Genomic DNA, 25,333 nt, shown 5'->3' with positions numbered 1-25,333 from the left:
TTGTGGGGCGGCCCCCCCCCCCCCCCGCCCCCCCCGCCCTGTCTGTCACACAACCCCCCCCCCCCCCCCCCCGCGGGGGGGGGGGGCGGGGGCGGGGGGGGGGGGGGGGCGCCCCCCCCCCCCCCCCCCCCCCCCCCCGCTCCTACAGGTCTATACCGCGCGGGCGATAGCATCCCGCGTCGCTGCCAGCACCTCGCGTGACAACGCATCGTCGCTCGTAGCGACGGCGCGCGCTACGGCAACCGCGCCAATCTGTGCAGCCAGCGCAGCAATGGACACACGCCGCCGCTCATCCGCAGGCAGGGCGGGATCGAGCGATGCCTCGAACAATGCGATCTCGGCCTGGAACGCGGCGGCGAAGTTTTCGCTCAGCGCCGGGCCATGCCGCGATGCCTCGCTCGCCGACGCCACCATCGGGCAACCCTCGCCGACGCGATCACGCGCGCGCACCGAAAACAGGGCATCGAGATAGTCGGTGAACGTGGGCTTCCGTCCCGCGGCCCAGGCATCAATGGAGGCCATGTTGCCAGCGAAGGCCTGCGAAAACGCCGCGGCCACCAAGGCTTCCTTGGAGGGGAAGTGCGCGTAGAGCGCGCCGTGGGTCAGCCCGGCTTCCTTCGCCACCTCGGCCACGCCCACGCCGTCCACACCTTTTTCTCTGAACAAACGGCTGGCCGCCTTGAGCAGTAGAGACCTGTTTTCTTCGGATTTCTGTTTTGAAACGCGCATAGCGGACGTCCTCACGCACCGACGGCAGGATTTTACATTGCGCTCACCATCAAAGTAATTATGATTGTGATCGCAATCAAACGCCAGCCCTCCGAAGGCGATGCCGCTTTCGCCGGGTTACCTGACCTACCGAGGAGATTAGCTATGTCTGTTGCAACACACACGCTCCGTGCCATCGCGCTGGCCGCCGGTCTTTCCCTGGGCTCGTCGGTCGTTATGGCGGCCGAACCCATCCACAACGTCGTGTTGGTCCACGGCGCTTTCGCCGATGGCTCGGGCTGGCGGCCGGTGTACGACCTGCTGGTGAAGAAGGGTTACCACGTCAGCATCGTGCAGGAACCGGAAACCAGCCTCGAAGCCGACGTGGCCGCGACACGCCGCGTGATCGATCAGCAGGATGGCCCCGTTGTGCTGGTGGGCCATAGCTGGGGCGGGCAGGTGATTACTGATGCCGGCGACGACCCCAAGGTGAAGTCGCTGGTCTACCTGGCCGCCTTGATGCCGGACGTGGGCGAAAGCACCGAGACGCTGGAGACGAAGCCGCAGTTCCCCGCACCGAACAGCGATGTGAAACTCACCGCGGACGGCTTCTTCTATATGGACCCGGCGAAGTACCAGGCGAATTTCGCGGCGGACTCTCCGGCCGACCTGGCGACGTTCATGGCCCAGTCGCAGGTATTCCTTGCGCAGAAGGCCTTCAAGACACCCGCGAAGGCGGCACCGTGGAAGACGAAGCCCACCTGGGCTGTCGTGCCCACCGCCGACAAGACCATCAATCCTGATCTGGAGCGCTGGATGTACAAGCGCGCCAAGGCGAAGGTCACGGAAGTGCCGGGCTCCAGCCACACCGTCTTCCTTTCCCATCCGGACCTCGTCGTCTCGATCATCGAGCAGGCCGCGGGCAAGTAAGCCGCGCCCCACCATTCACGGGAGAACACCATGCGATACCGCGTCCTGGGCCAGCACACTGGCCTTCGTGTCTCTGAGCTCGTGCTTGGCACGGGCAACTTCGGTACGCGCTGGGGGCACGGCGCCGAGCCCGATGAAGCCCGGCGCATGCTTGATGCGTACCAGGCTGCCGGCGGTAACTTCCTCGATACAGCCGATACCTACCAATTTGGGGAGTCCGAGGAGATCCTTGGCAACTTGCTGCAAGGGCGCCGCGATGACTTCGTGCTGGCGACGAAGTACACGCAAGCCGGCGGCAGGAGTGATGGCATTCTCGTTACGGGTAACAGCCGCCGCGCAATGGTCGCCTCCGTTGAGGCAAGCCTGCGCCGCCTGAAAACCGACCGGATCGACCTGTACTGGACGCACTTTCCTGATCGGGTGACGCCAATCGAAGAGATCCTGCGCGGGTTCGACGATCTTGCCCGTGCGGGCAAGATCCTCTACGCCGGCTTGTCGGACTTCCCTGCATGGCGAGTCGCCCGTGCGGTGACGCTGGCCGAGGTGCGTGGCTCGCTGCCGATCGCGGCGATACAGGTGGAACACAGCCTCGTGGAACGCACCACCGAGCACGAATTGCTGCCCGCCGCCGATGCGCTGGGTCTTGGCGTCGTCGCCTGGTCCCCGCTGGGCGGCGGCGTGCTCACCGGCAAATATCGGCGTGGCGAGGTGGGGCGCAAGGAAGGTTTTGCGGGCCGCGTGTTCCAGGACGAAAACAGCGCGCAGCGCACGCGCGTCGTCGATACCTTGCTCGCGATGGCTGACGAGACGGGGTTGGACCCGGGGGCGCTCGCGATCGCTTGGGTGGCGCGAAAGGGGCCGCTGCCGATCATTGGGCCACGCAGCGTGCAGCAGCTCGAAAGCAACTTGCACGCAACGCAGATCACGCTATCGGAGGATCAACTTGCACGTCTGGACCAAGCCAGTGCACTGGCACCGATCTTCCCGCACAACCTGATCGAGGATCCGGCGAACCAGCAGAAGGCATCGGGCGGGAAGCTCGACGACCTGGTGTTACCGACGCGCCAGGTGGCCTGAGCCTTCTGTAGGAGCGCGCTCGCGCGCGATGGGGAATACGGCAAGCACCCATCGCGCGCAAGCGCGCTCCTGCAAGGGCAGCAGCGTCATGATGAGCAGCTGGGTGTGGTGCCGCGGCGATCAGAACGCCGGCAATACCGCGCCGTTGTACGTCTTCTCGATGAACGCCTTCACCTCGGGCGAGGTGAGGGCGGCGGCGAGCTTCTGCACGCGCGGGTCGTCCTTGTTGTCGGGGCGCGAGACCAGGAAGTTCACGTACGGCGAATCCTTGTCTTCGATCAGCAGCGCATCCTTCACCGGGTTCAGGCCGGCAGCGAGGGCGTAGTTCGTGTTGATCAGCGCCAGGTCCACTTCATCGAGCACGCGCGGCAGCATGGCCGCTTCGAGCTCGCGGAACTTCAGGTGCTTCGGGTTCTGGTCCACATCCTTCAACGTGGCCAGCTTGTCACCCGGGTTCTTCAGCGTGATGAGGTTGTGCTTGGCCAGCAGGAGCAGGGCGCGGCTGTTGTTACTCGGGTCGTTCGGGATCACGACATTAGCGCCATCGGGCAGCTGGTCGATCGACTTGAACTTGCGCGAGTAGGCACCGAACGGCTCGATATGCACGCCGACGACCTTGACCAGGTTCGTGCCGCGCTCGCGGTTGAAGGCATCCAGGTACGGCTCGGTCTGGAAGAAGTTCACGTCCAGCTGCTTCTGGGCCACCTGCATGTTCGGCTGCACGTAGTCGGTGAAGACCTTGATCTCGATCTCCACGCCCTGCTTCGCAAGCAGCGGCTTGATTTCCTTGAGAATTTCCGCATGCGGCACCGGCGTCGCAGCGATGGTGAGCGGCTTGCTGGCATCGGCCGCGCCGCCCGATTCGCCATGGGAACAGCCCGCCAGGACAACGGCGAGGGCGGTAACCAAGGGGAGGAAGTACTTCTTCATGGGGGCGTCCGGGCGGATGTTGCGGTGCGACAGCATAGACGTCCATACCGCCGGATGCAAAACGCCCCCGTTTTGGCGTTATTTACGGCTATACCGCGCCACAAGCCAGTCGCCGAGCATCTGCAGGAGCTGGACCAGCACCACGAGCAGGGCCACCGTAACCAGCATGTAATCGGGCTTATAGCCGTTGTAACCGTACTGGTAGGCCAGTGCACCCAGGCCGCCGGCGCCGACGATGCCACCCATGGCGGTGTAGCCGACCAGGGCGACCGCGGTGACCGTGGTCGCCGCGACCAGGCCGGGCCGTGCCTCAGGCAGTAGCACGCGGGCCACGATCTGCTTCGTGGTCGCACCCATGGCCTGGCTGGCTTCGATCACGCCGCGGTCCACTTCGCGCAGGGCGGTTTCCACCAGGCGGGCGAAGAACGGCGCTGCGCCGATCACCAGGGGCACGATGGCGCCGCGGATGCCGATGCTCACGCCGGTCACGGCCTTGGTCACCGGGATCAGCAGGATCATCAGGATGATGAAGGGAATGGAACGCAGCACGTTCACCACCAGCGAGAGCACGCCGTAGAGCTTCGGCTTTGCGTGCAACTGGCCCCGCGCGGTCAGGAACAGCCAGATGCCGAGCGGCAGCCCCAGTGCAAGGGTAAACAGCAGTGAGCCGCCGAGCATTAGCAGCGTATCGAAGCAGGCCTGGAGGATCTCGGCCCAGTCGATGTTCGGGAACAGGGTCTGCAGCGGGCTCACGGGGCCACCTCTTCAATATCGACACCGGCGGCGCGGATCTGGGCCAGCGCCTCGTCCAGACGGTCGCCATGCATGGCCAGGGTGAGCTGGCCGTAAGGCACGTCCTTGATCCGGTCCACACGCCCCGAAAGCAGGTTGTATTCCACGCCCGTATCACGCACCACGCGCGAGAGCAGTGGTGAATAGGTGGCCTCGCCGCGGAACGACAGGCGGAACAGCTTGCCGGGCACGCCCGCGTATTCCGGGCCACGGCCTTCGCGGTGGTCGGCTTCGGCCACGAAACGGCGCGTCGTCGGGTGCTGTGGGTGCAGGAACACATCGGCCACGGTGCCCATCTCGACGACGTTACCTGCATCGAGCACAGCCACGCGATCGCACACGCGGCGGATCACGTCCATCTCGTGGGTGATCAGCACGATGGTGAGGCCCAGCCGGCGGTTGATGTCGGCAAGCAGTTCAAGCACCGAGGCCGTGGTTTGCGGATCGAGCGCGCTGGTGGCTTCATCGCACAGCAGGATAGAAGGCTTGCTGGCCAGGGCGCGGGCGATACCAACGCGCTGCTTCTGGCCGCCGGATAGCTGGGCGGGGTACTTGCGCGCATGCGCCTCCAGCCCCACCAGCTTCAGCAGCTCATCCACCCGCGCGGCGATGTCGGCTTCACTCAGGTCACCGTGCAGGCGCAGCGGGAACGCCACGTTATCGGCAACGGTTTTCGACGACAGCAGGTTGAAGTGCTGGAAGATCATGCCAATGCCCGCACGCAGGCGGCGCAGCTCCGCGCCCTCCGCATGGGTCACGTCGCGGCCTTCGATCCATACCTTGCCGGCCGTGGGGCGCTCGAGCAGGTTGATCATGCGCAGCAGGGTGGATTTGCCGGCGCCGGAGTGGCCAATGATGCCGAACACCTCGCCCTGGTTGATGGCGAGATCCACGGGTTGCAGGGCGGGGACGAGCGCTCCAGCCACGGTGTAGGACTTGGAGGCGGCTTCGAATCGGATCACGGGCGTGGGCGGGCCTGGATGGAAAGATGCCCATGGTAGCCGAAGGCCCCGGGCGGCGTAGACTGTGCACTTTCCGCCCGCCCCACAAGGAGCACCATGACTGGCATCTACGATTTCTCCGCCCGCGATATCAATGGCAACGAGCGTTCGCTGGCCGAGTGGAAGGGCAAGGCCGTGCTGATCGTGAACGTGGCCTCCAAGTGTGGCTTCACGCCGCAGTACAAGGGGCTTGAGGAGCTGCAGAAACAGTACGGCGCGCAGGGCTTCGATGTGCTCGGCTTCCCGTGCGACCAGTTTGGCCACCAGGAGCCGGGCGACGAGGAGGAGATCCGCAATTTCTGCTCGCTCACCTACGACGTCTCGTTCCCAATGTTCGCCAAGATCGACGTGAACGGCGACAAGGCCCACCCGCTGTACAAGTGGCTGAAGTCGACCAAGAAGGGCCTGCTCGGTACCGAGGGCATCAAGTGGAACTTCACCAAGTTCCTGGTGAACCGCGATGGCGAGGTGGTGGAGCGCTACGCGCCGACCGACACACCAGAGAAGATCGGCAAGGACCTGCCCAAAGTCCTCGGCTAATCCTTACGCGCCTGTAGGAGCGCGCTTGCGCGCGATAGGGTCTTGCCGCGAGCACCCATCGCGCGCAAGCGCGCTCCTACACAATCGGCGTCAAAGGCGATCGGGGCTCTCGGCAAGCATCACCGCGATCGCATCGACTTCCGACGATACGGGAGCCGCGCCCTGCGTCGGCTTGTAGTTGTTGAGGATGATGGCGAAGGCCAGGCGCTGGCCGGCTTTCGTGGTGACGTATCCGGCGAGGGCGTTGACGTAGCTCATGCTTCCCGTCTTCGCCTGCAGGTTGCCTTCGGCTGCCGTGCCTTTCATGCGACGTACCAGGGTGCCATCCACGCCAGCCACAGGCAGCAACGCCCGGAATCCCGGTGAATCCAGCGAGGACAGCAGGTGGGTGAGCGAGCCGGCCGTGGTGAGATCATGCCGCGACAGGCCCGTGCCTTCTTCCAGCGAGGTGGCAGAGGGCCCGATCCCGCGCGCACCGAGCCATGCGCCAACCACCGCCGCGGCGCGGTCCTCGGTGTGGGCGGCCGCCTGATCCGTGGCTTCCAGGCCCGTCAGAAGGAACACGCTTTGCAGGTACATGTTCTGCGAGCGCTTGAGGCCCGAGGCGAGGATCTCGGTGAGCGGTGGCGACGGCAGGGTGGCTACTTGCGTGCCGGTGGGTGCGGGTATCGGCCAATGCACGCTGCGCGCTTCCTTCCTCACCGTGACCCCGCGCTTTTCGAGTGCGGCCTGTAGCCGGCGGGCCGCAGTGAGTGCGGGGTCGGGCAGGGACAGGCGCGATTTGCGCGGTGCGGCGCCGAGCACGTGCAGGGTGCTGGTGCCTGGCGCGCGGTAGAACGCCGGGCTGTCCGCCGGCTGTTCCGCCAGCGTGGTTGCCGCATCGGTTGGCGCGAGCGTGACCGCGTTTTCAGCGACTTCGGCCACCATGGTGTTCTCGTCCACGCTCAGGCCGCTGGCGGTGGCGCCGTAATAAGCCTGCAGGTCGGAGGCCTCCCAGCCGCTGCCGATGGGCGGTCCGGCAAAGGCCGTGTCATCGCCCACCACGCCGTCGTCCACGCGCGTGATGCCGGCAGCAACCACCTGCTGGGCGAGCTGGTCGGCCCACGCATCGCCGGCCAGGGTGGGGTCGCCGCGGCCGCGCAGCACCAGGGCGCCGCGCAGTCGGCCGCGGCGGATGTCACCCGCGGCGAGCACGTCGGTGTGCGTGCGGTAGTCCGGGCCCAGGCGGTCCATGGCGACTGCCGCGGTGAAGAGCTTGGCCGTGGAGGCCGGCAGCATCAGCTTGCCGTCGTCGTGGCCGTATACGGGGTGCCCGTCGTCGAGCGCGACCACGCTGATGCCCCAGGATGCGGCGGCGAAGCGCGGCGCGGCGAGGTGCGCGTCGATGCGCTGGGTGAGCGATTGCGCGGTGGCGCTACCAGCCAGAAACCACAGGAGCAATGCAACCCCCGTAGGAACGCGCTTGCGCGCGATGGGTCTTGCGGCACGCTGGCTATCGCGCGCAAGCGCGCTCCTACAGGGGGAAGGGGGCCTTGTCGCGGGCTGGCTTTCGCGCGCAAGCGCGCTCCTACAGGAGGCGGTGGTGTCTTTGCTTATCTGAGCCATGTGGGCAGTCCCTTGTCGAGGAAGGCCGAGAGGCCATCCTGGCCCTCGGGTGAAACACGCAGGCGGGCGATGAGCGCGGCGTTTTCCGCGTCGACCTGTTCCATCGCTTGTTCGGTCATGTCGCCCATACCGAGCGCCAGGCGCTTGGCTTCGCGCTGGGCGACCGGGCCGCCCTTGGTGAGCAGGCCGAGCACGCGTTCGATGGCTGGCTCAAGCTCTTCCATCGGCACGGTTTCATGCACCAGGCCCATGGCGGTCGCCGCGGCGGCGCCGAACACCTCGCCCGTGATGAAAAGGCGGCGCGCTTGGCGCAGGCCGATGGCGGCGATGACGTAGGGGGAAATCACGGCGGGAACGAGGCCCAGCTTCACTTCCGAAAGGGCAAACTTGGCGCCCTCGGCGGCGATGGCGATATCGCAGCAGGCCACCAGGCCCACGCCGCCGCCAAACGCCGCGCCGTTCACCCGGGCCACGGTGGGCTTGGAGAGGAACTGCAGGCGGCGCATGAGCCGGGCAAGGCGCAGGGAATCGGCGCGGTTGTCCTCTTCCGATGCCGAGGCCATGCCGCGCATCCAGTTCAGATCCGCGCCGGCGGAAAAACTTGCGCCTGCGCCTGTAAGCACCACCGCGCGCACGGCGGGATCGGCATCCACCTCGTCGATCGCGGCGGTAAGGTCGGCGATCAGGGCGTCATCGAAGGCGTTGTGCACCTCCGGGCGGTTCATCCGCAGGTGGGCGACGGCACCGCGGCGGGTCAGTTCAACAGCCGGCATGAAGGATCTCCGAAAGGCGTAATGCGAATCATAAACGGCCGGTCTGTAGGCGTGGGCCCCGATCTCATCAGGCCTGACCCTACACCACCCCCGATTTTGTAGGAGCGCGCTTGCGCGCGAAAAGGCTAAACGGAGACGCCACGCTTGAATAATGTCTATAATGCGAACAGTTCTTATTTGAGAAATCCCGTGCGCCTGTCCGACGCGCCGAAAGGTGCCCAAGCCGTGGTCCAGTCCGTTACCGATGCTCACCCCGCCGACCCCATTGCGCAGCGTCTGCGCGATCTGGGCTTTGTCGCGGGTGAACCGGTCCGCCTGGTAGCCCGGGGCCCGCTCGGCGGCGATCCCTTGCTGATCCAGATCGGCTCGACGCGCTTCGCGTTGCGCAAGACGGAAGCGGCGCGCGTGGAAGTCACTGTGGATGGTGCGGCATGAGTGCCTCGACGATGCGCATTGCCCTGGTGGGCAACCCGAACTGCGGCAAGACCGCACTGTTCAACCAGCTCACCGGTGGCCGCCAGAAGGTGGCCAACTACGCCGGCGTGACGGTGGAGCGTAAGGAGGGCCGGTTCACGGCACCTTCGGGCCGTACCCTGCAGATCCTGGACCTGCCTGGCGCGTACAGCTTTGATGCCACGAGCCCGGACGAAGCGATCACCCGCGATGTGTGCCTGGGGCGCTACCCGGGTGAAGCCGCGCCGGACCTGATCGTTTGCGTGGCCGACGCCACCAACCTGCGTCTGCACCTTCGCTTCGTGCTGGAAGTGCGTCGACTGGGCCGCCCGGTCGTGCTCGCGCTCAACATGATGGATGCGGCTCGCAAGCGCGGGCTGGTGATTGATGTCGATAAGCTTTCGCGCCGGCTTGGCGTGCCGGTGGTGGAAACCATCGCGGTGCAGCGTGGCGGTGCGCGGTCGCTGATCGAACGCATCGACAAGGCCGTGCCGGATATCGTGCCGTCGGCCATCGATCAGGCCAACGTGGATGAGCTGCATGCCGAAGTGCGCGCCATCCTTGCCGAGACCGTCAGCACCTCGCGCAACACCGTGGCTATCGACGACGCCATCGACCGCTGGGCACTGCACCCGGTGTTCGGCCTGGCGATCCTCGCCGTGCTGATGTTCATGATCTTCCAGGCCGTGTTCTCCTGGGCACAGCCGGTGATGGATGCGATCACTGATGGCATCACGGCGCTGGGTGTGTGGACCACGAGTTTCCTGCCCCCCGATAGCGCGCTGCACAGCCTGCTCAACGACGGCGTGTTTGCTGGCCTCGGTGCGGTGCTGGTGTTCCTGCCGCAGATCCTGATCCTGTTCCTGTTCATCCTCATCCTCGAGGAATCGGGTTACCTGCCGCGTGCCGCGTTCCTGCTTGATCGCATGATGTTCAAGGTAGGCCTGACAGGGCGCGCCTTTATTCCGCTGCTGTCGAGCTTCGCCTGCGCCATTCCCGGCATCATGGCCACGCGCAGCATCAATGATCCGCGCGACCGCCTCACCACCATCCTGGTGGCGCCGCTGATGACGTGCTCGGCGCGCCTTCCGGTGTACACGCTGCTCATCGCCGCGTTCATCCCCGACCGCGCCGTGGGTATCTTCAACCTGCAGGGTATCGTGCTGTTCGTGCTGTATTTCGCCGGCATCTTCAGCGCGCTGGGCGTGGCCTTCGTCATGAAGCGGTTCCGCAAGGACCGCAGCGAACACGCGCTGATCATGGAGCTGCCGTCGTACCGCCTGCCCAATGTGCGCGACGTGGCGCTGGGCCTGTGGGAACGCGCACTCATCTTCCTGAAGCGCGTGGGCGGCATCATCACCGCGCTGACCGTGCTGCTGTGGTTCCTCTCCAGCTTCCCGGGCGCACCCGAAGGGGCGACCGGCCCCGCCATCGATTACAGCCTGGCCGGCATGCTCGGCCGTGGCCTGCAGTACGTGTTCGCGCCGATCGGCTTCAACTGGCAGATCTGCATTGCGCTGGTGCCTGGCCTGGCCGCGCGCGAAGTAGCCGTGGCGGCACTGGGTACGGTGTACGCCATGTCCGGCACCGATGATGCGGTGGCGAGCCAGCTTGGGCCGGTGATCGCTCACTCGTGGTCACTGGCCACGGCGCTGTCGCTGCTGGCCTGGTACGTGTTTGCGCCGCAGTGCATGTCGACGCTGGCGGTGATCCGCCGTGAAACCAATTCCTGGCGCAACGTGGCTATCGCCGCGGGCTACCTGTTCGGCCTGGCCTACCTTGCGTCGCTTGCTACCTACCAGATCGCGAGGGCTCTCTCGTGAGTACGTTCCAGCTCATCCAGGGCGTCATTATCGGCGTGGTCGTGCTGGCCAGCCTGTACGTGGCGTTCCGCAAGCTCCTGCCGAAAACCTCGACACGGGTGATGGCGGGTGTTTCTGCCAGCCTCAACCATGACGGCCGCCCTGGCGTGCTGCGCACGATCGGCAAGAAGTTGCAGCCGGCCAGTGCCTCGGGCAGCTGTGGTGATGGTTGCGGGTCGTGCAACAGCTGCGGGCCGGCGCCGGCGGCGAAGAATGATGCGCAGCCGCTGACGTTCAAGTCACGGCAGTAAGTCACGTTGTAGCGCTGTTGCGGGCTGGGATCGCGTGCAAGCACGCTCCTACAGCGATCGGCGCCCGCTAGGCTGCCGGCTCGTCCGGGTGCTGCTTACGCTGCCGCCGCAAGGTAAACCAGTTCACGCTCAGGTTCACCGCGAACCACGCGCCGATCAGCGCGAGCGGCCATGCGATCACCGCGGGCCAGAAGATCAGTACGGCCGTCACCACGATCGCCGCCAGGGCACCCGCAAGCACCGGCCCGGATTCGGTATCACCCAGCACGCGGTGATGCGTGATGGCTGCACCCACCGTATTCGCGATACGCAACGCACCAGCCGCCGCGCGGCTGGAGCTGCCACCGCCATGCTTCGGTCGTGGTGGCCGCGGCGAACGGCTGCGCATGCGCTCGTTGCCGGACCGGCGGCGGCTGCCCCGCAGCAGGATCTCCGTGGCGTTCTCCAGGTCCGCCTCGTATTGCGCCGCCAGCTTCTGGGCGAAGCCGGCATCCTCGATCGCGACATCGATCTCGCGATTGCTAAGCCAGCTCGCGATATTGAGGTTGGACGAACCGACGCGTGCCCAGCGCCCGTCAGCCACCGCGGTCTTCGCGTGCAGCATGGAACCGTTCCACTCGAACACGCGGATGCCTGCCTTCAATAAGGGCCGGTAACCCGAGCGCGACATGCCGGCCACCATCGGGATATCGCTGGTCCCCGGCACCAGCAGGCGCACATCCACGCCATCGCGTGCGGCGGCCGAGAGGGCCTGCACATACGGTGCGACACCGACGAAATAGGCATCGGTAAGCCATAGCGTCTTCGTGGCCATGGCCGCCACCATCTGGTCCAACCGGTACATGCCGGCCGTACTCGGCTGGGTGGCGATGACGCGCAGGCTCACGTCGCCGGCCTCGGCCACGCCCTCGTGGCGGGCCACGCGCGGATCATCGGGCAGGCCGGCCGGGCCGGCATCGCGCCAGCTATCGGCAAAGGCCTGTTCAATTTCCGCGACGGCCGGCCCGCGCAGCATCACGCCCGTGTCGCGCCACGGCGGAACGTCCCGCGCGGGATCGCCCAGCCATTTCTCGCTGATGCACACGCCGGACAGGAAGCCGATCTCACCATCCACCACCAGCACCTTGCGATGATCGCGGCTGATCCAGCCAAACGAGCTGCCCAGGCGTGGCGGGTTATAGATGCGCACCGAGCCACCGGCCTCACGCAGCGGGTTCCAGAAGCTGGAGCGCGACTGGCCCAGGCAGCCGGCCCAATCGGCGATGACCGCGACGAACACGCCCGCCCGCGCCCGCTCCACCAGCGCATCGAGGAAGGCCTGGCCGATGCGGTCGTTGCGGATGATGTAGTTCTCGAGGAACACGTGGCGCTGCGCGCCCGCAATCGCCTTGAGCCAGGCATCGTAGTGGGCCTGGGCATCGATCAGCAGATCGACGGCATTGCCGCTGATCAGTGGGGCGCCGGCGCTGCGGCTCAGGGCCTGTTCGGCGAACTGGCGGGTGGAAAAGGCGTGGCTGCGGTTTACGTTCATGAGGGGCGAGTGTATCGGCATCTGGCATCATCGCCGCCATGGCATCGATTCCGCGTGACAACGCTACGGCCGCCGCTGTCGAGGCGATCCTTTCCCGTACCGGCGGGCATCCGCGGGTGGCGGCGCCGCTCGGGCTAGGCAAGCCGCATGGTCTGCTCAATGCGTTATATGGCGAGGTCGCCGGGCGGGGCGACCGCTCGTTGACCCTGTTCACCGCGCTCTCGCTGACCCGGCCATCACCCGGCAAGGGCCTTGCCGCCCGGTTTGCCGGGCCGTTCCTGGCGCGGCACTTCGGCGCTGACTACGAAGACCTCGACTACGCGCTGGCCCAGGCCCGCGACGCGTTGCCGGCCAACGTGCACGTCCACGAGTTCTACATGCAATCGGGCGCGTTGCTGCATGCCTCGTCGGCCCAGCGCGATTACATCAGCCAGAACTACACCCATGTCGCCCGCGACCTCGTGGGCCGGGACATCAACGTGCTGGTCCAGCTCGTCGCGGTGCAGGGCGAGCGGATCAGCCTGGCCTCCAACCCCGACCTGACCATCGATTTCCTCGCGCAGATGGCGGTGGCCGGTAAGCCCAAGCCGTTCTGCGTGGCGGTGGCGCACCCGGATATGCCTTTCGTGAGCGGCAACGCGGAAGCCCCGCCAGGCATGTTCGATCTGCTGATCACGCCGCCTGCCATGTCGCCGCTGTTCGCGTTGCCGCGATCGCCCATCGCACCCGCGGAGTTTGCGCTGGGCATGCACGCGAGTGCGCTGGTGGTGGACGGCGGCACGTTGCAGATCGGTATCGGTGCTTTATCCGATGCCCTCGTGCGCGGCCTGTTGCTGCGCCATGAGCAGAACGCCGCGTGGCGCGAGGGCCTGCAAAGCCTGGGTGGCCGCGACGTCGCGTGGGGTGGCAACGAACCGTTCGCGCGCGGCCTTTACGGTGCCAGCGAGATGGTGATGGATGGCTTCATGCACCTGCAGCGCGGGGGTGTGCTGAAGCGCCGCGCTTACGAAGACCTGGCAACGGAGCGCGCTGCCGCACGCGGCGAGGATCCAGGCCCGGCCGGTGGGCACTACCTGCGGGGCGCGTTCCTGCTCGGCTCGCGCGAGCTCTACGCGTGGATGCATGCCTCCGAGCGTGATGATCCCGATGCGATCGACATGTGCCGCGTCTCCAACGTGAACCACCTCTACGGCGATCACCAGCCACTGGCCGCTTTGCAGCGCCGTGGCGCGCGTTTCTTCAACACCTGCATGATGGCCACGCTGTTCGGCGCCGCGGTCTCCGATGGGCTCGAGGACGGCCGGGTCGTCAGCGGAGTAGGTGGCCAGTACAACTTCGTGGCGATGGCGCACGAGATTCCAGGCGGCCGTTCCATGCTCTTGCTGCGCGCGGTACGGGGCAGCGGCAAGGCGGCACGATCCAACATCCGGTTCAACTACGGCCACGTCACGATTCCGCGCCACCTGCGCGATGTGTTTGTTACCGAATACGGCGTGGCTGACCTGCGCGGCCTGTCGGATGAAGCGTGCGTCGAAGCGATGCTGGGCATTGCCGATGCGCGCTTTATCGACGCGCTGGCGGGTGAAGCGAAACGGGCAGGGAAGCTGCGCAAGGATTTCCAGATTCCCGAGGCATGGCGAGCCCATACGCCGGAAGGACTGAAACGCCAGCTCGAGCCGCTTGCCCGCCGCGGCCTGCTCGATCCGTTCCCGTTCGGCAGTGATTTCACCGAGGTGGAGCGGCAGCTTCTGCCGGGCCTGACCTGGCTGAAGGATGCGCCGAAGCAGGCGCTGCTGGGCGCGTTGCTGGCCCCTGGCAAGCCTGTGGCCGGAGAGGCGGACGCTTTGGCGCGCGTGGGGCTGGACGATCCGAAGACGCTGGAGGACCGGGTGGAGCGCCGCCTCGTTCAGGCCGCGTTGCGCCGCAACCCCCTGTAGGAGCGCGCTTGCGCGCGATAGCCAGCCAGCGAAGGCGCAAACCAGGCATCAAGGCAACCCCATCGCGCGCAAGCGCGCTCCTACAGCCCATGCGCTAAAATGCTCCGCTATGACCGAAGAACAGACCCGCCCGCGCCCCGCGGAAGCCGAAGCCCGCCGTCCCAGCACCGGGGTCCATATCGACCGGGTACAGGTCGGTGGCGGCGCGCCCATCGTCGTGCAGTCCATGACCAACACGGATACCGAAGACCCGGTATCCACCGCCAAACAGGTGGCTGAGCTGGCCCGCGCCGGCTCGGAGATGGTCCGCATTACGGTGAACACCCCGGCCGCCGCGGCTGCCGTGCCGCGGATCCGCGAGCGCCTGGAGATGATGGGTGTCTCGGTGCCGCTCATCGGCGATTTCCACTACAACGGCCACCAGTTGCTCGAGGGCGAGCCGGCCTGCGCCGAGGCGCTGGCCAAGTATCGGATCAACCCGGGCAATGTCGGCTTCGGCAAGAAGAAGGACAGCCAGTTCGCCTCGATCATCGAGATGGCCATCCGCTACAACAAGCCGGTACGCATCGGCGCCAACTGGGGCTCGCTCGACCAGTCCATGGTCGCCGCGCTGATGGATGAGAACGGCCGCCGCGCGAACCCGTGGGATGCCGGCCATGTCGCCCGCGAAGCGCTGATTCGCTCCGCGCTCGATTCCGCTGCCCGCGCCGAGGATCTCGGTCTCGCGCGTGATCGCATCATCCTGTCCTGCAAGGTCTCCGGCGTACAGGAACTGATCGCGGTCTACCGCGACCTCGCCCGCCGCGGCGACTACGCGCTGCACCTGGGCCTGACCGAAGCCGGCATGGGCTCGAAGGGCATCACTGCCTCCGCCGCGGCGCTATCCGTGCTGTTGCAGGAAGGCATCGGCGACACCATCCGCATCTCGCTCACGCCGGAACCGGGTCAGTCGCGCACGGCGGAAGTCATCGTGGCGCAGGAGCTGCTGCAGACCATGGGCCTGCGCGCGTTCACGCCGCTGGTCACCGCTTGCCCGGGTTGTGGCCGCACCACGAGCGAGTTCTTCCAGGAACTGGCCAAAACGGTACAAGGCCACGTCCGTGAGCGCATGCCGGAATGGCGGGTGAAATATGACGGCGTGGAAAACCTCACCCTGGCCGTGATGGGTTGCATCGTGAACGGCCCGGGCGAATCGCGCCACGCCAATATCGGCATCTCGCTGCCGGGTAATGGTGAAGCACCCGCGGCGCCGGTGTTCATCGATGGTGAAAAGGCCATGACCTTGCGTGGCGACAACATTGCCGACGAGTTCGTTGCCATCCTCGATAACTACGTCGAAACGCATTATTCCGCGCGCCACGACTAGCCATCACGCCTTGCATGCGGGGCCACCTGCCACCATGGCAGGTGGTTTCCCCCTCCCTAAGGAGACATGGCATATGGCGAACAGCGTCCCCCTGCTTGGCCTCAACGATGGCCATAAGGCACCGCAGCTTGGCTTCGGCGTCTTCCAGATTCCTGATGATGAAACCTCCCGCGCCGTGCAGGAGGCCTTGAAGGCGGGCTATCGCTCGATCGATACCGCGGCCATCTACAAGAACGAAAAAGGCGTCGGCGACGGCATCGAACGCTCCGGCGTGGCCCGCGGCGATATCTTCCTTACCAGCAAGCTGTGGAACTCGGAGCAGGGCTTCGATGCCACCCTGCACGCGTTCGATGCCAGCGTGAAGAAGCTCGGCACCGATTACCTCGACATGTATCTGATTCACTGGCCCACGCCGAAGCACGATCGCTACGTCGACACGTGGAAGGCGTTCATTCGCCTGCGCGAGGAAGGCCGCATCCGTTCCATCGGCGTCAGCAATTTCCAGCCGGCGCACCTGGATCGTATCGTCAAGGAAACCGGGGTCGCGCCCGTGGTGAACCAGATTGAGGTGCACCCGGATTTCGCGCAGAACGATGTCGTCGCCGCGAACCGCAAGCACGGCGTGATCACCGAAGCCTGGAGCCCGCTGGGCCAGGGCGGTGATCTGCTGAAGAACGATGTGCTGGTGCAACTAGGCAAGAAGCACGGCAAGTCGCCGGCCCAGGTCGTCCTGCGCTGGCACGTGCAGCTGGGCCACATGGTGATCCCGAAATCGGTCACGCCCGAGCGCATTCGTTCCAACATCGATGTGTTCGATTTCGAACTGAGCGCTGAGGACATGGCGGCGATCGCGAAGCTCGATGCGGGCAACCGCATGGGCCCGGATCCCGATAAGTTCAACTAATCCATGCCGTAACCGCGTTAAACACCGGCTCTTTGTAGGAGCGCGCTTGCGCGCGATGGGTCTTGTCGCAAGCACCCATCGCGCGCAAGCACCCATCGCGTGCAAGCACGCTCCTACAAAACCCGGTTATTCCATGGAGATATCGATTTCCATGGGGTAGGGCGCGGGCGCCTTCGGCGGCACGGGCAAGCGCCATGCCGAGAACTGCCCGGCGAAGCACGTAGCCACGGGCGTCGCAGGCTGCACTACCACGTCGCTCGACTGCCCCTTTGCATCCACCACCGCCACCAGCGTAAACGCCCTCTTGTCGGCCGGCTTGTTGCTCGCGATGCAGCCCTTCAGCGCATCCGTGGCGGGGTTGCCCACGCTATCCCACAGTTTCGCCTGCCAGGCCTTGCCCTCGGGCTTCGCTTCCAGTGCTTTTGCGGCCTGCACGCGCGCATCAAAACCATCGGCACCGGCCAGGGCGAACATGAGGGCAAGCAGCATCGGGTGTCTCCGGAATGGGAAGGCCAGAGCCTAACAGGCAGGCAGGGTGTTCACATGGGCCGGGCTAGGGTCAAAAGCCAAGGCGCCTGCGGGCGCGTTATGCGGAGCTGCCATGCGTCCTCTCCTCGCACTCGTCCTCCTGGGTACCTCGCTGCTGGACACCTCATCCATGGCGTTCGCCCAGGCCGGTGCACCCGCGCGGCCGGCTTCCGCTCCGCCGCCGCCGGTGCAGACGAATCCCTCGGCTTCGCATGTCGGTACTAATCCGGCATCGGCGCCAATGCAGGCCAACCCTGCCTCCGCACCGTTGCAGCCCGTCTCGGATGCGGGTGCGACCGAGCGGGGCCTCAATAACACCGCGCCACCCGCTACCGGCGTCTCGCCGCAGGTACGCCACGCGGCAAACCATGACACGGATGCCAACGGGCACACGCTGGATCCGCATGGGAAACCGGTGGGGCAGAAGCCTGCGGTGCCCTCGACCGTCAAATAACACGCAGATCGTCTGTAGGAGCGCGCTTGCGCGCGATGGGGTGTACGGCAAGCACCCATCGCGCGCGAGCGCGCTCCTACAGGGTCAAGGTCAGCCTTCGACGATTTCGCGTTCGTCGGGGGAGGTGACGGCGAGTTCCGACCAGTCGAGCTCGTTCTCGAGCAGATGGAATACGTCGTCCTCGATCTCGCCCTTGTGGCGCATCTCTAGCAGGCGTTTGCGTTTCGCCTTCAGGCCGATGCGTTTTAGCTCGGACAGGCGCGTGCCTGCGACGGGGCTGCGGCCGGCTTCGGCTTCATGCCGTGCATCTTCGTAATATTCGCGAGCGCGCCGTGCGGCTTCGTCGGATTCGCCGACCAGGGTCGCCTCCGCCACATCGATCAGTTCCAGGCGCACCTTCGAGGCATCGTCGCGCAGGCTGGTATCCGTGCCGAACTTCAAATACCGGACCAGCCACGCCAGCGTGGTGCCCTGGAACACCAGCGTGCCCACCGTGACACCAAACGCGGTGAGCACGATCAGGTCACGCTGCGGGAAGGCATCTGGCAGGCCCAGCGCCGTCGCCAGCGTAACCAGCCCGCGCATGCCGCACCAGGCGACGACCAGGCCTTGCTGCGGCGTCGGGTTCGGCTGGCTCTTGCGGAACCGGCGCAGGGTCCCGTTGTAGAGCATGACCCAGGCGAACCGCACGGCGATGCAGACACCCAAAGTCGCCAGTGCGAACCACAGCGCGTGTTCCAGCGCAGGGCCTTGCATGCGGGCAATGATCGTGCGCGCTTGCAGGCCTACCAGCAGAAAGGCGATGACATTCGAGATGAACACGACCGCCGCCCACACGGAATACGCATGCACGCGATCGCGCGGGGGCGTCTCGCCGGGCAGCACGTGTGCGATGGTCATGGCGAACGACACCACGCAGAGGATGGCCGAGACATGCAGGTACTCGGCGATCAGCCACACACCGAATACGCCAGCGAACTGCAGCAAGGTGGCGCTGAGCGTGCCGCGCAGCTCGCGCGAGAAGTAGATGAAGACGCGGCCCAGCAGCCAGCCGAGCAGCAGCCCGCCCGGCACGGCGAGGACCAGCAGTGGCAGGGTGTGGGCCAGGCCATCCGGCGCCAGTGCCGTGCGTACCGCAACGCCGAAGATCAGCAGCGCCGAGGCATCGTTGAGCAGGCTCTCCGCCGTCAGCACCTGCACGGTCCGCCGCGGCAGGTTCAGGCGGGAAAGCATGGCCGTCGCCGCCCCGGCATCGGGCGGCGCCACGATGGCGCCCATGGCCACGGCCGCCGCCAGCGGCATGCCCGCCCAGGCCACGCCCAGCCAGGCTACGGCCGCGGTGGTGAATATGACCGCCACCACCGCGAGCGACACCGTGGGCAGCCAGAACCGGCGCAGGGTGCGTGGCGGCATGTCGAAGCCGGCATCGAGCAGCACGGGGGCGATGAACAGCACCAGGGCCAGCTTGGGGTCCATGGCGATATGCGGGGCCCACGGCAGCGCCGCCACGGCCGTACCGGCGGCGGCCAGGATCGTAGGGTAGGGCAGCGCAAAATGCCGCGACAGGCGCAGCAGCACGACCGCCAGCAGCGACAGCAGAATCATGCTTTCAAACAGCGCCATGGCGTCATCCCCTCATCTGGCCTGCCGCATGAATAGCGCAGCGGCGGCCCTCGCGCTACCCGGCTCGCATCGTTTTGCGAGGGTGGGTTACCATCCGGCACATGCCTTTCGACACCGGGGTGCCGATGAAACGTCTGATTGCCGTGGCCGCCATTGCGGTCGGGCTCGCCGGTTGCCAGGGCATGGCGGCCAAGGTGTCCAAACTCGAGGTAGGCACCGCCCGCGAAGACGTGCTCGACCGGCTGGGCCCCCCCGATTCGGACCGCAGCATTATCGGGTTCGAAGTCATGAGCTGGCTTGAGCGCCGCCCCGGGCGTTTCTCCTTCTCCCATAAGGACTACACCGTTGTGCTGAAGGACAACAAAGTGGTCCAGTTCGGCCCCGGCCTGGTTCGCCGAGACAGCAAGACCAGCCTGCAGATCGAAACGGGCGATCCGTAGCAACCACTTCGAAGGCACATCAAGCCGCTACAAGCGCGGCGGGGGCGTAGGGGAATAGGTTTTCTCCAACGCCGCTACGGGAGCCACCCGCCATGCCACGGCCCTTGCCTTCACCCACGTTCGCCGCCCTGGCCAGCGAACTCACCCGCCTGCACGATGCCCGCGAAGCGGCGATCGAGCGGACCCTGGATGCCCTGGAGAGTAGCCACCCGCCACTGGCCCAACTGGTGCTGTGCTGTATCGGCGACCGCCACCGCGCCGCCCGCTGGCTGGTGATGCCCCAGCGCGCCTTCGCCGGCCGTACGGCGTGCGACATGCTGGCCGATGGTGATGTGGAGGCGGTTTGGGACCAGGTGGTCTACAAGCAGTTCGGTACCGTGGCCGCGGTCTAGATCCAGCCGCGGCGGGTATAGATCCACAGCGCCGCATACTCGCGCAGGCAACGCGCGGTCAGCGTCAGGGCTTCGCGCCGGGGGAGCCAGCTGGTCGATGCCGCCAGCAGCTCATGGTCGTCATCATCCGCCGGGGCGGGCGCCACCTGGATGCCCTCGTGGCGGAACGACGCCGCCGCCCGGCGCATGTGGATCGGCGAGGTGACCAGCACGATGGCATCGAGGCCGCCAGCGTGCAGCATGGCAGCGGAGTTGCGCGCATTCTCGTGGGTGTTCTGGCTGCTGGCTTCCACGCGCAGATCGGCCATGGGGACGCCGGATTGCACATAGCCGGCCGCAAGCGTCCGCGCCTGGTCGCTTCCGGAGACGAGCATGACCGGGGCATAGCCCTCCTGCCACAGGCTGAGCCCGATACCGGCGCGTGAGCCGGTTTCGATCCAGGGGCCCATGGGGATGGCACCGCCGCCCAGTACTACGATGGCGTCCGCGTGCGGGGTATCGGCGGCGTGTGCGGTGGCGGCAGGTACGAGGCCCTGGCGGAGGCGCAGGGCCACGGCAGGTGATGACGCCACCCAGATCCAGGCCACGGCAGCGATACCAACTGCCAGGGCGGCGCGCGGCTTGCGCGCTACGACGAAGGCCCCGGCCAGCAGGCCGAGCAGCAGCGCTTGCACCGCGGGGTGCAGTGCGCGCGAGACGAGGTAATCGAGCACGGCCACCCGTTGCGTCCGGAGCGTTTCGCGGGGAGACGATGATCCCCTAAATCGCGACTTCGCACCGTCGGTCAAACGGCATAGGCGGGCTGTTGAATGGACGCCGCCGACCGTTGAAATGACGATACCCGCCGAGAACACACAGGGGCGGGTGGACATCATGAAGCGTTGGAATCGCGTCGCCATCATCATCGCAGCCATGCAACTGGCGGCCTGCGCCACGGGTGGCAGCACGCTACCGCCACCCAAGGCGGATGCGGCAAGCCCGGTGGTGGAGGCCTACCTGATCGGCGTGGACGATCAGCTGCAGATCACCGTATGGCACAACCCTGACCTGAGCGTCAGCGTGCCGGTGAGGCCGGATGGAAAGATCACTGTACCGCTGGTGGGCGATGTTTCTGCCGGGGGGCGCACCACCGATCAGGTGGGCGCGGAGATCCAGCAGAAGCTGGCCCAGTACATCCGCGATCCGCAGGTGGCCGTGATCCTGACGGCACTGCGCAGCCACGAATACCTCTCGCGCGTCCGGGTCACCGGTGCCGTGCGCAGTCCCATTTCCATTCCGTACCGCCAGGGCATGACCGTGCTCGATGCGGTGCTGGCCGCCGGTGGCACCACCGAGTTCGCGGCGCCGGACCGTACCGAGCTCTACCGCAAGAGTGGCGAGACCACCTCGCAGGCTTATGCGGTACGCCTCGACAAGATCCTGCAGCAGGGCGATGTGGCCAACAACTACCCGGTGCAGCCGGGCGACGTGATCACGGTACCGCAGCGTGCTTTCTGACCGATCGCCCGGCCGCGCCGGGAGCAAGAGGGTAATTCGATGAGTGGGGAACTCGTTCCTTTCGCCGGTATGCTGCCGGCCTTGCTGGGTGAAGCACGCAGGCGCCGCCTGACCATGGGCATGGTGTTCGCCGCCATCGCCCTGGTTGCGCTGGTCGTGGGCACGCTGTGGCCGAAGAAGTACGAAGCCTCGGTCACCATCCTCGCGCAGGAATCCAGCATCATCACGCCGTTGATGGAAGGCGCCGCGGCGGCCACCGGTAACAAGAACCGCGCCGGTATCGCCCGCGATGTGATCTTCAGCCAGGATGTGCTCGATCGCGTGCTGAAGACCGGTGGCTGGGCCGCTTCCAACCCCACGCCCATCGAGCGCGACAAGATCATCGAAGGAATCAAGGCGCGGACGAAGATTGCCAACAGCCGCGATAACCTGATCACCATCAGCTATTTCGACTCCGATCCGCGGCGCGCCTTCGAGGTGACCCGCGCCTTCGGCCAGCTGTTCATCAGCGAGAGCCTGGCCTCCAAGCAGCGCGAAAGCCGCGAGGCCTACGAGTTCATCAACAGCCAGGTCGAGGCGTACCGCACCAAGCTGACCGATGCCGAGGACAAGCTGAAGGCTTACCGCGATGCCAACGCGGATGCGCGGCCGGGCAGCGAAACCGACACCAATTCTCGGATCAGCCAGCTGCGCTCGCAGATCGAATCCAACCGCATGGACTACATGCAGAAGGTTTCGCAGGCATCGGCGCTCTCCTCCCAGCTCAATGGCGAATCCGAAGTCAATGCCGTGCAGACCGTGGGCGGCGTATACCAGACCCAGCTGGCCGACCTGCAAGGACAGCTCGACAAGCTGTTGCTGAACTACACCGATGATTACCCGGATGTGATCCGCCTGCGCCACCAGATCGAGGATGTGCGCCGGCAGATGGCCTCCGCCGATGCCACCCGCGCGGTAGGCGGCGGCACACCGGTGGACCACACGGTGGCGATGAACCCGGTGTACCAGCAAATGCGTATACAGCTGGCGCAGACCCGCGCCGACGCGGCGGCGAGTTCCGCCCGCGTAGGTGCCAGTGAATCCATGCTGCAGGCCGAACTGGAACGCAGCAAGCGCATCGCCAATTCGGAAAACGTGGTGGCCGAGCTCACCCGCGATTACAACGTAAACCGCGATGTGTACCAGGACCTGCTCAAGCGGCGCGAGAACGCCCGCGTCTCCATGAACCTGGATGCGGAGCAGCGTGGCCTCACCTTCCTCGTGCAGAACCCGGCGGTGATGCCGCTGGTGCCCTCGGGCCTACGCTTCATGCACTTCGGCCTTGCGGGCCTGGCGCTGGCGCTGGCCGTGCCGCTCGGCCTGCTGTTCATGGTGGCGCGCTTTGATCCCCGCGTGCGCTCCGTGGCACAGCTTGAACGTGCTACGGGCTTCCCAGTGCTGGCCACCGTGCCGTTCTACCCCACGCCGCGTGACCGCCGCCGTAGCCACGTGCAGAACATGATGCTGGGCATGATCGTGCTCGGGGTGGGCATGGTGTACCTCCTCGTCATCTGGCTTCGCCTGAAGGGCTAAAGGACATTCGAGATGGCCGTGAATAACATCGAACTCGGCGACGTGATCGCCACCGCCCACGACGACGCACACGCTACGCCGAGTCATTCCATCGCGCGCATGCGCGAAGAAAGCGGCGCGCTCAGCCCCATCGATTGCGAACGCAAGCGCCTTATCCATCGCGAAGAATCGGTGCGCCAGCAGTCGGATGCTTTTCGCGGCATTCGTACCCGGCTGATCGAGATGGGCGGCGACAGCAACTTCATTACCCTGGTGTGCTCGGTGAGCCCGCGCTCGGGCGGCAGCTTCGTCTCGCGCAACCTGGCCACGGCCTTCGCGTTCGATGAATCTAAGACCAGCCTGCTGATCGATTGCAACCTGCGCTACCCGAACCAGCACAAGGCGCTGGGCGTCGAGCCGGCCACGGGTGGGCTGGTCGATTTCCTCGAGCACCCATCGCGCGGCATCGCTTCGATCATGTACCCCACGGGTGTGCCCCGGCTGCGCATGATCCCAGCGGGCAAGGCGCGCGAGAACAGCAGCGAATACTTCTCATCGTTCCGCATGCGGGCGGTGCTGGATTCCCTTCGCTGCCGCTACCCGGATCGTTATCTGTTCCTCGATGGGCCGCCGGTGAAGGGCGCGCCCGATGCACGCATTCTTTCCGACCTGGCCGATTTCGTGGTGCTGGTAGCCGGCTACGGCCGTGATACCCCGGCTGCCATCAACCAGGCCGTCGCCAACTTCGATCCCGCCAAGCTCGCGGGCGTGGTGTTCAACGAGTCACCGTGAGCCTCGGCTCCAGGGGAGGGAACATGCCGGCAGTGAAGAGGCTCACCCATGCGGTGTTGCTGGCGCTCGCGTGCGCAGCGCCGGCGGTCAGCCAGGCAGGCACGCTGGATTACACGCTCTACGCCGGCCTGGAGCACAGCAACAACATCACGCTGTCATCGGATAACCCGATCAGCGAGAACGTGCTGACGCCCGGTGCCACGTTCCAGTTCAGCCAGATGGGCTCCACGTTTCAGGCCAACGTGGCCGGTACGCTGGAGTACCGCAAGTACCTGGAAAACCACTTCGATTCGCAGACGCAGACCCAGATCGTGGGCCAGGGCAACTGGACGGTCATGCCCGATCGCCTGGATTTCTCGGTGGAAGACTATGCCGGTGTACAACCGGTGGACCAGCTCTCGGCCGATTCGCCGGATAACCAGCAGCAGACCAACGTGCTGGCGGTGGGGCCCACACTGCACATGCGCTTTGGCGATGCCACGCGCGGGCAGTTCGAGCTGCGTTACATCAACAGCTACGCCTCGAAGGTGGATGAGTTTGATTCAAATCGCGGCATGGCCGCCTTCCGCCTGTTCCGCGACCTGACGCCGACGGACACCATCTCCGGCAATGTCGAGTACCAGGACGTCAACTTCAAGAACCAGCCAAGCGACGCGAACTACAAGCGCGAGGAAGCGTACCTGCGCTACACCAGCCAGCTCGCGCACTTCGATGCCGATGTGATGTTGGGTGGCACGCGGCTGAACTTTGACCAGGGCCGCGATCACTCTTCGCCGCTGCTGCGCGTGCAGATCGGCTGGCAGCCGACGCTGCGCAACTCGCTGACCGTGGCCGGCGCGTACCAGTACGCGGATGCCGCCACCGACATGATGACCACGCCCTCCGTCTACGGGCTGGGTTCGACCGATAACGCCAGCCGTGCCGAGGCGCTCGATCCGTTTGCCAACACCGGCGGCCTGGGTCGCGGCAGTCTCTCTGGCATCGGCGTGGGCAGCGCGGTGATCGGTTCGCAGGTGTACAAGGAAAAGCGCTTCGAGGCCACCTGGAACTGGAAGAGCGAGCGGCTGAACATCACGGTGTCGCCCGCCTGGAACAAGCTGCGCTACATCGATGACAGCACGTTCAACCAGACCGGCAAGGGCCTGAGCGTCGGCGTGGGTTACCGCGTGACGCCCACCCTCACGCTCTCGGGTTTCGGCACGGCCGACCGGCTCACGTACGACACGATCAACCGCACCGATAACACCGTGCGCCTGGGCCTGGACCTGGGCCAGCAATGGAACCGCCACTGGAGCTGGCATGCCTCGGTGGCGCGCGAACGCCGCACCAGCGACGCCGTCGGCCAGAGCTACCGGGAAACCGAGTTCTTCGTCGGCGTGGTCTACCGGAGGTAAGC

Annotated in this window: 26 protein-coding genes; 16 read left to right on the top strand and 10 right to left on the bottom strand. The window is 66.0% G+C overall.

Going from position 1 to position 25,333, the window contains the following annotated elements; all coding sequences use genetic code 11:
• Nucleotides 1-150: 150 nt before the first annotated feature.
• Entirely contained in the window at nt 151-729 is a 579-nt protein-coding gene (locus ABIE56_RS21155) for a TetR/AcrR family transcriptional regulator (protein ID WP_429245787.1), read from the bottom strand.
• 144 nt (nt 730-873) lie between these two features.
• Between ABIE56_RS21155 and ABIE56_RS21150 the strand changes: the two genes are divergently transcribed.
• Together ABIE56_RS21150 and ABIE56_RS21145 are read left to right on the top strand one after the other, a co-directional pair.
• Nucleotides 874-1,638, top strand: a complete 765-nt coding sequence (locus ABIE56_RS21150) for an alpha/beta fold hydrolase (protein ID WP_429245786.1) — start codon at nt 874-876, stop codon at nt 1,636-1,638.
• 30 nt (nt 1,639-1,668) lie between these two features.
• Nucleotides 1,669-2,715 carry an aldo/keto reductase gene (locus ABIE56_RS21145; protein WP_429245785.1) on the top strand — a complete coding sequence of 349 codons (1,047 nt, stop codon included), beginning with the start codon at nt 1,669-1,671 and terminating at the stop codon, nt 2,713-2,715.
• A 120-nt stretch (nt 2,716-2,835) separates the two neighbouring features.
• Here the strand turns inward: ABIE56_RS21145 and ABIE56_RS21140 are convergent, their stop codons facing one another.
• The 3 genes from ABIE56_RS21140 to ABIE56_RS21130 form a co-directional block, all read right to left on the bottom strand.
• Nucleotides 2,836-3,645: a MetQ/NlpA family ABC transporter substrate-binding protein gene (locus tag ABIE56_RS21140; protein WP_429245784.1), complete on the bottom strand. Its 810-nt coding sequence runs from the start codon at nt 3,643-3,645 to the stop codon at nt 2,836-2,838.
• A gap of 78 nt (nt 3,646-3,723) precedes the next feature.
• Nucleotides 3,724-4,398, bottom strand: a complete 675-nt coding sequence (locus tag ABIE56_RS21135) for a methionine ABC transporter permease (RefSeq protein ID WP_429245783.1) — start codon at nt 4,396-4,398, stop codon at nt 3,724-3,726.
• Entirely contained in the window at nt 4,395-5,399 is a 1,005-nt protein-coding gene (locus ABIE56_RS21130; protein WP_429245782.1) for a methionine ABC transporter ATP-binding protein, read from the bottom strand. Before ABIE56_RS21130 ends, ABIE56_RS21135 begins: the two co-directional genes overlap by 4 nt.
• Nucleotides 5,400-5,495: 96 nt before the next feature.
• Here ABIE56_RS21130 and ABIE56_RS21125 point away from each other — a divergent pair, with 96 nt between their 5' ends.
• Nucleotides 5,496-5,978 (top strand): glutathione peroxidase, encoded by a 483-nt coding sequence (locus tag ABIE56_RS21125; RefSeq protein WP_429245781.1) that lies wholly within the window; start codon nt 5,496-5,498, stop codon nt 5,976-5,978.
• 90 nt (nt 5,979-6,068) lie between these two features.
• On the opposite strand, the gene dacB is transcribed toward ABIE56_RS21125, so the two are convergent.
• Entirely contained in the window at nt 6,069-7,418 is a 1,350-nt protein-coding gene (gene dacB / locus ABIE56_RS21120) for a D-alanyl-D-alanine carboxypeptidase/D-alanyl-D-alanine endopeptidase (RefSeq protein WP_429245780.1), read from the bottom strand.
• Nucleotides 7,419-7,570: 152 nt separating this feature from the next.
• On the bottom strand, nt 7,571-8,356 hold the full coding sequence (locus ABIE56_RS21115) for an enoyl-CoA hydratase-related protein (RefSeq protein WP_429245779.1): 786 nt from the start codon (nt 8,354-8,356) through the stop codon (nt 7,571-7,573).
• 189 nt (nt 8,357-8,545) lie between these two features.
• On the opposite strand from ABIE56_RS21115, the gene ABIE56_RS21110 reads away from it, so the two are divergent.
• Genes ABIE56_RS21110 through ABIE56_RS21100 form a run of 3 tightly spaced genes read left to right on the top strand, consistent with a single transcriptional unit; the run spans nt 8,546 to nt 10,922 of the window.
• Nucleotides 8,546-8,791 (top strand): FeoA family protein, encoded by a 246-nt coding sequence (locus tag ABIE56_RS21110; RefSeq protein ID WP_247436137.1) that lies wholly within the window; start codon nt 8,546-8,548, stop codon nt 8,789-8,791.
• Nucleotides 8,788-10,632: a ferrous iron transport protein B gene (gene feoB / locus ABIE56_RS21105; protein ID WP_429245778.1), complete on the top strand. Its 1,845-nt coding sequence runs from the start codon at nt 8,788-8,790 to the stop codon at nt 10,630-10,632. Before ABIE56_RS21110 ends, feoB begins: the two co-directional genes overlap by 4 nt.
• Nucleotides 10,629-10,922 carry a DUF6587 family protein gene (locus tag ABIE56_RS21100; RefSeq protein ID WP_429245777.1) on the top strand — a complete coding sequence of 98 codons (294 nt, stop codon included), beginning with the start codon at nt 10,629-10,631 and terminating at the stop codon, nt 10,920-10,922. Before feoB ends, ABIE56_RS21100 begins: the two co-directional genes overlap by 4 nt.
• A 67-nt stretch (nt 10,923-10,989) precedes the next feature.
• Here ABIE56_RS21100 and ABIE56_RS21095 read toward each other — a convergent pair whose 3' ends face one another.
• Entirely contained in the window at nt 10,990-12,453 is a 1,464-nt protein-coding gene (locus ABIE56_RS21095; RefSeq protein ID WP_429245776.1) for a phospholipase D-like domain-containing protein, read from the bottom strand.
• 38 nt (nt 12,454-12,491) lie between these two features.
• On the opposite strand from ABIE56_RS21095, the gene ABIE56_RS21090 reads away from it, so the two are divergent.
• The 3 genes from ABIE56_RS21090 to ABIE56_RS21080 all read left to right on the top strand — a co-directional run bounded on the left by ABIE56_RS21090 (nt 12,492) and on the right by ABIE56_RS21080 (nt 16,660).
• Nucleotides 12,492-14,390: an acetyl-CoA hydrolase/transferase C-terminal domain-containing protein gene (locus ABIE56_RS21090; protein ID WP_429245775.1), complete on the top strand. Its 1,899-nt coding sequence runs from the start codon at nt 12,492-12,494 to the stop codon at nt 14,388-14,390.
• A gap of 109 nt (nt 14,391-14,499) precedes the next feature.
• Nucleotides 14,500-15,756, top strand: a complete 1,257-nt coding sequence (ispG, locus tag ABIE56_RS21085; protein WP_429245774.1) for a flavodoxin-dependent (E)-4-hydroxy-3-methylbut-2-enyl-diphosphate synthase — start codon at nt 14,500-14,502, stop codon at nt 15,754-15,756.
• A gap of 73 nt (nt 15,757-15,829) precedes the next feature.
• The gene (locus tag ABIE56_RS21080) at nt 15,830-16,660 is read left to right on the top strand and encodes an aldo/keto reductase (RefSeq protein ID WP_429245773.1); all 831 of its coding nucleotides are present in this window, start codon (nt 15,830-15,832) and stop codon (nt 16,658-16,660) included.
• Nucleotides 16,661-16,786: 126 nt separating this feature from the next.
• Here the strand turns inward: ABIE56_RS21080 and ABIE56_RS21075 are convergent, their stop codons facing one another.
• Complete coding sequence (locus ABIE56_RS21075) at nt 16,787-17,149, bottom strand: peptidase C13 (RefSeq protein WP_429245772.1); 363 nt, start codon at nt 17,147-17,149, stop codon at nt 16,787-16,789.
• A 112-nt stretch (nt 17,150-17,261) separates the two neighbouring features.
• On the opposite strand from ABIE56_RS21075, the gene ABIE56_RS21070 reads away from it, so the two are divergent.
• Nucleotides 17,262-17,642, top strand: a complete 381-nt coding sequence (locus ABIE56_RS21070) for a hypothetical protein (protein WP_429245771.1) — start codon at nt 17,262-17,264, stop codon at nt 17,640-17,642.
• Nucleotides 17,643-17,732: 90 nt separating this feature from the next.
• On the opposite strand, the gene ABIE56_RS21065 is transcribed toward ABIE56_RS21070, so the two are convergent.
• The gene (locus ABIE56_RS21065; RefSeq protein WP_429245770.1) at nt 17,733-19,265 is read right to left on the bottom strand and encodes a cation:proton antiporter; all 1,533 of its coding nucleotides are present in this window, start codon (nt 19,263-19,265) and stop codon (nt 17,733-17,735) included.
• Between the two features lie 125 nt (nt 19,266-19,390).
• On the opposite strand from ABIE56_RS21065, the gene ABIE56_RS21060 reads away from it, so the two are divergent.
• Together ABIE56_RS21060 and ABIE56_RS21055 are read left to right on the top strand one after the other, a co-directional pair.
• Nucleotides 19,391-19,705 (top strand): hypothetical protein, encoded by a 315-nt coding sequence (locus tag ABIE56_RS21060; protein ID WP_429245769.1) that lies wholly within the window; start codon nt 19,391-19,393, stop codon nt 19,703-19,705.
• A gap of 92 nt (nt 19,706-19,797) precedes the next feature.
• A complete protein-coding gene (locus ABIE56_RS21055; protein WP_429245768.1) occupies nt 19,798-20,097 on the top strand; it encodes an antitoxin Xre/MbcA/ParS toxin-binding domain-containing protein in 300 nt (99 codons plus the stop codon).
• Here the strand turns inward: ABIE56_RS21055 and ABIE56_RS21050 are convergent.
• The gene (locus ABIE56_RS21050; protein WP_429245767.1) at nt 20,094-20,816 is read right to left on the bottom strand and encodes a YdcF family protein; all 723 of its coding nucleotides are present in this window, start codon (nt 20,814-20,816) and stop codon (nt 20,094-20,096) included. The genes ABIE56_RS21055 and ABIE56_RS21050 overlap by 4 nt on opposite strands.
• 154 nt (nt 20,817-20,970) lie before the next feature.
• Between ABIE56_RS21050 and ABIE56_RS21045 the strand changes: the two genes are divergently transcribed.
• The 4 genes from ABIE56_RS21045 to ABIE56_RS21030 are packed head-to-tail and all read left to right on the top strand — an operon-like array spanning nt 20,971 to nt 25,331.
• Nucleotides 20,971-21,594 (top strand): XrtA/PEP-CTERM system exopolysaccharide export protein, encoded by a 624-nt coding sequence (locus tag ABIE56_RS21045; protein WP_429245766.1) that lies wholly within the window; start codon nt 20,971-20,973, stop codon nt 21,592-21,594.
• Nucleotides 21,595-21,633: 39 nt separating this feature from the next.
• The gene (locus ABIE56_RS21040) at nt 21,634-23,166 is read left to right on the top strand and encodes an XrtA system polysaccharide chain length determinant (RefSeq protein ID WP_429245765.1); all 1,533 of its coding nucleotides are present in this window, start codon (nt 21,634-21,636) and stop codon (nt 23,164-23,166) included.
• Between the two features lie 12 nt (nt 23,167-23,178).
• Complete coding sequence (locus ABIE56_RS21035; protein ID WP_429245764.1) at nt 23,179-23,937, top strand: polysaccharide biosynthesis protein; 759 nt, start codon at nt 23,179-23,181, stop codon at nt 23,935-23,937.
• A gap of 23 nt (nt 23,938-23,960) precedes the next feature.
• Nucleotides 23,961-25,331 carry an outer membrane beta-barrel protein gene (locus tag ABIE56_RS21030; RefSeq protein ID WP_429245763.1) on the top strand — a complete coding sequence of 457 codons (1,371 nt, stop codon included), beginning with the start codon at nt 23,961-23,963 and terminating at the stop codon, nt 25,329-25,331.
• The last annotated feature ends 2 nt before the right edge of the window (nt 25,332-25,333 follow it).

The organism is Luteibacter sp. 621 (assembly GCF_050435445.1).
GTDB lineage: Bacteria > Pseudomonadota > Gammaproteobacteria > Xanthomonadales > Rhodanobacteraceae > Luteibacter.
Note: the sequence above shows the minus strand (reverse complement) of the source record. Positions and strands in the feature narration are given on the sequence as shown.

Excerpts from the sequence above, each read along its gene's own strand:
- ABIE56_RS21155 (WP_429245787.1), bottom strand. The coding sequence starts at position 729 with ATGCGCGTTTCAAAACAGAAATCCGAAGAAAACAGGTCTCTACTGCTC.
- ABIE56_RS21035 (WP_429245764.1), top strand. The coding sequence starts at position 23,179 with ATGGCCGTGAATAACATCGAACTCGGCGACGTGATCGCCACCGCCCAC.
- feoB (WP_429245778.1), top strand. The coding sequence starts at position 8,788 with ATGAGTGCCTCGACGATGCGCATTGCCCTGGTGGGCAACCCGAACTGC.
- ABIE56_RS21055 (WP_429245768.1), top strand. The coding sequence starts at position 19,798 with ATGCCACGGCCCTTGCCTTCACCCACGTTCGCCGCCCTGGCCAGCGAA.
- ABIE56_RS21150 (WP_429245786.1), top strand. The coding sequence starts at position 874 with ATGTCTGTTGCAACACACACGCTCCGTGCCATCGCGCTGGCCGCCGGT.
- ABIE56_RS21045 (WP_429245766.1), top strand. The coding sequence starts at position 20,971 with ATGAAGCGTTGGAATCGCGTCGCCATCATCATCGCAGCCATGCAACTG.
- ABIE56_RS21070 (WP_429245771.1), top strand. The coding sequence starts at position 17,262 with ATGCGTCCTCTCCTCGCACTCGTCCTCCTGGGTACCTCGCTGCTGGAC.
- ABIE56_RS21060 (WP_429245769.1), top strand. The coding sequence starts at position 19,391 with ATGAAACGTCTGATTGCCGTGGCCGCCATTGCGGTCGGGCTCGCCGGT.
- ABIE56_RS21075 (WP_429245772.1), bottom strand. The coding sequence starts at position 17,149 with ATGCTGCTTGCCCTCATGTTCGCCCTGGCCGGTGCCGATGGTTTTGAT.
- ABIE56_RS21095 (WP_429245776.1), bottom strand. The coding sequence starts at position 12,453 with ATGAACGTAAACCGCAGCCACGCCTTTTCCACCCGCCAGTTCGCCGAA.
- ABIE56_RS21030 (WP_429245763.1), top strand. The coding sequence starts at position 23,961 with ATGCCGGCAGTGAAGAGGCTCACCCATGCGGTGTTGCTGGCGCTCGCG.
- ABIE56_RS21040 (WP_429245765.1), top strand. The coding sequence starts at position 21,634 with ATGAGTGGGGAACTCGTTCCTTTCGCCGGTATGCTGCCGGCCTTGCTG.
- ABIE56_RS21125 (WP_429245781.1), top strand. The coding sequence starts at position 5,496 with ATGACTGGCATCTACGATTTCTCCGCCCGCGATATCAATGGCAACGAG.
- ABIE56_RS21145 (WP_429245785.1), top strand. The coding sequence starts at position 1,669 with ATGCGATACCGCGTCCTGGGCCAGCACACTGGCCTTCGTGTCTCTGAG.
- ABIE56_RS21090 (WP_429245775.1), top strand. The coding sequence starts at position 12,492 with ATGGCATCGATTCCGCGTGACAACGCTACGGCCGCCGCTGTCGAGGCG.
- ABIE56_RS21080 (WP_429245773.1), top strand. The coding sequence starts at position 15,830 with ATGGCGAACAGCGTCCCCCTGCTTGGCCTCAACGATGGCCATAAGGCA.
- ABIE56_RS21140 (WP_429245784.1), bottom strand. The coding sequence starts at position 3,645 with ATGAAGAAGTACTTCCTCCCCTTGGTTACCGCCCTCGCCGTTGTCCTG.
- ABIE56_RS21065 (WP_429245770.1), bottom strand. The coding sequence starts at position 19,265 with ATGGCGCTGTTTGAAAGCATGATTCTGCTGTCGCTGCTGGCGGTCGTG.
- ABIE56_RS21115 (WP_429245779.1), bottom strand. The coding sequence starts at position 8,356 with ATGCCGGCTGTTGAACTGACCCGCCGCGGTGCCGTCGCCCACCTGCGG.
- ispG (WP_429245774.1), top strand. The coding sequence starts at position 14,500 with ATGACCGAAGAACAGACCCGCCCGCGCCCCGCGGAAGCCGAAGCCCGC.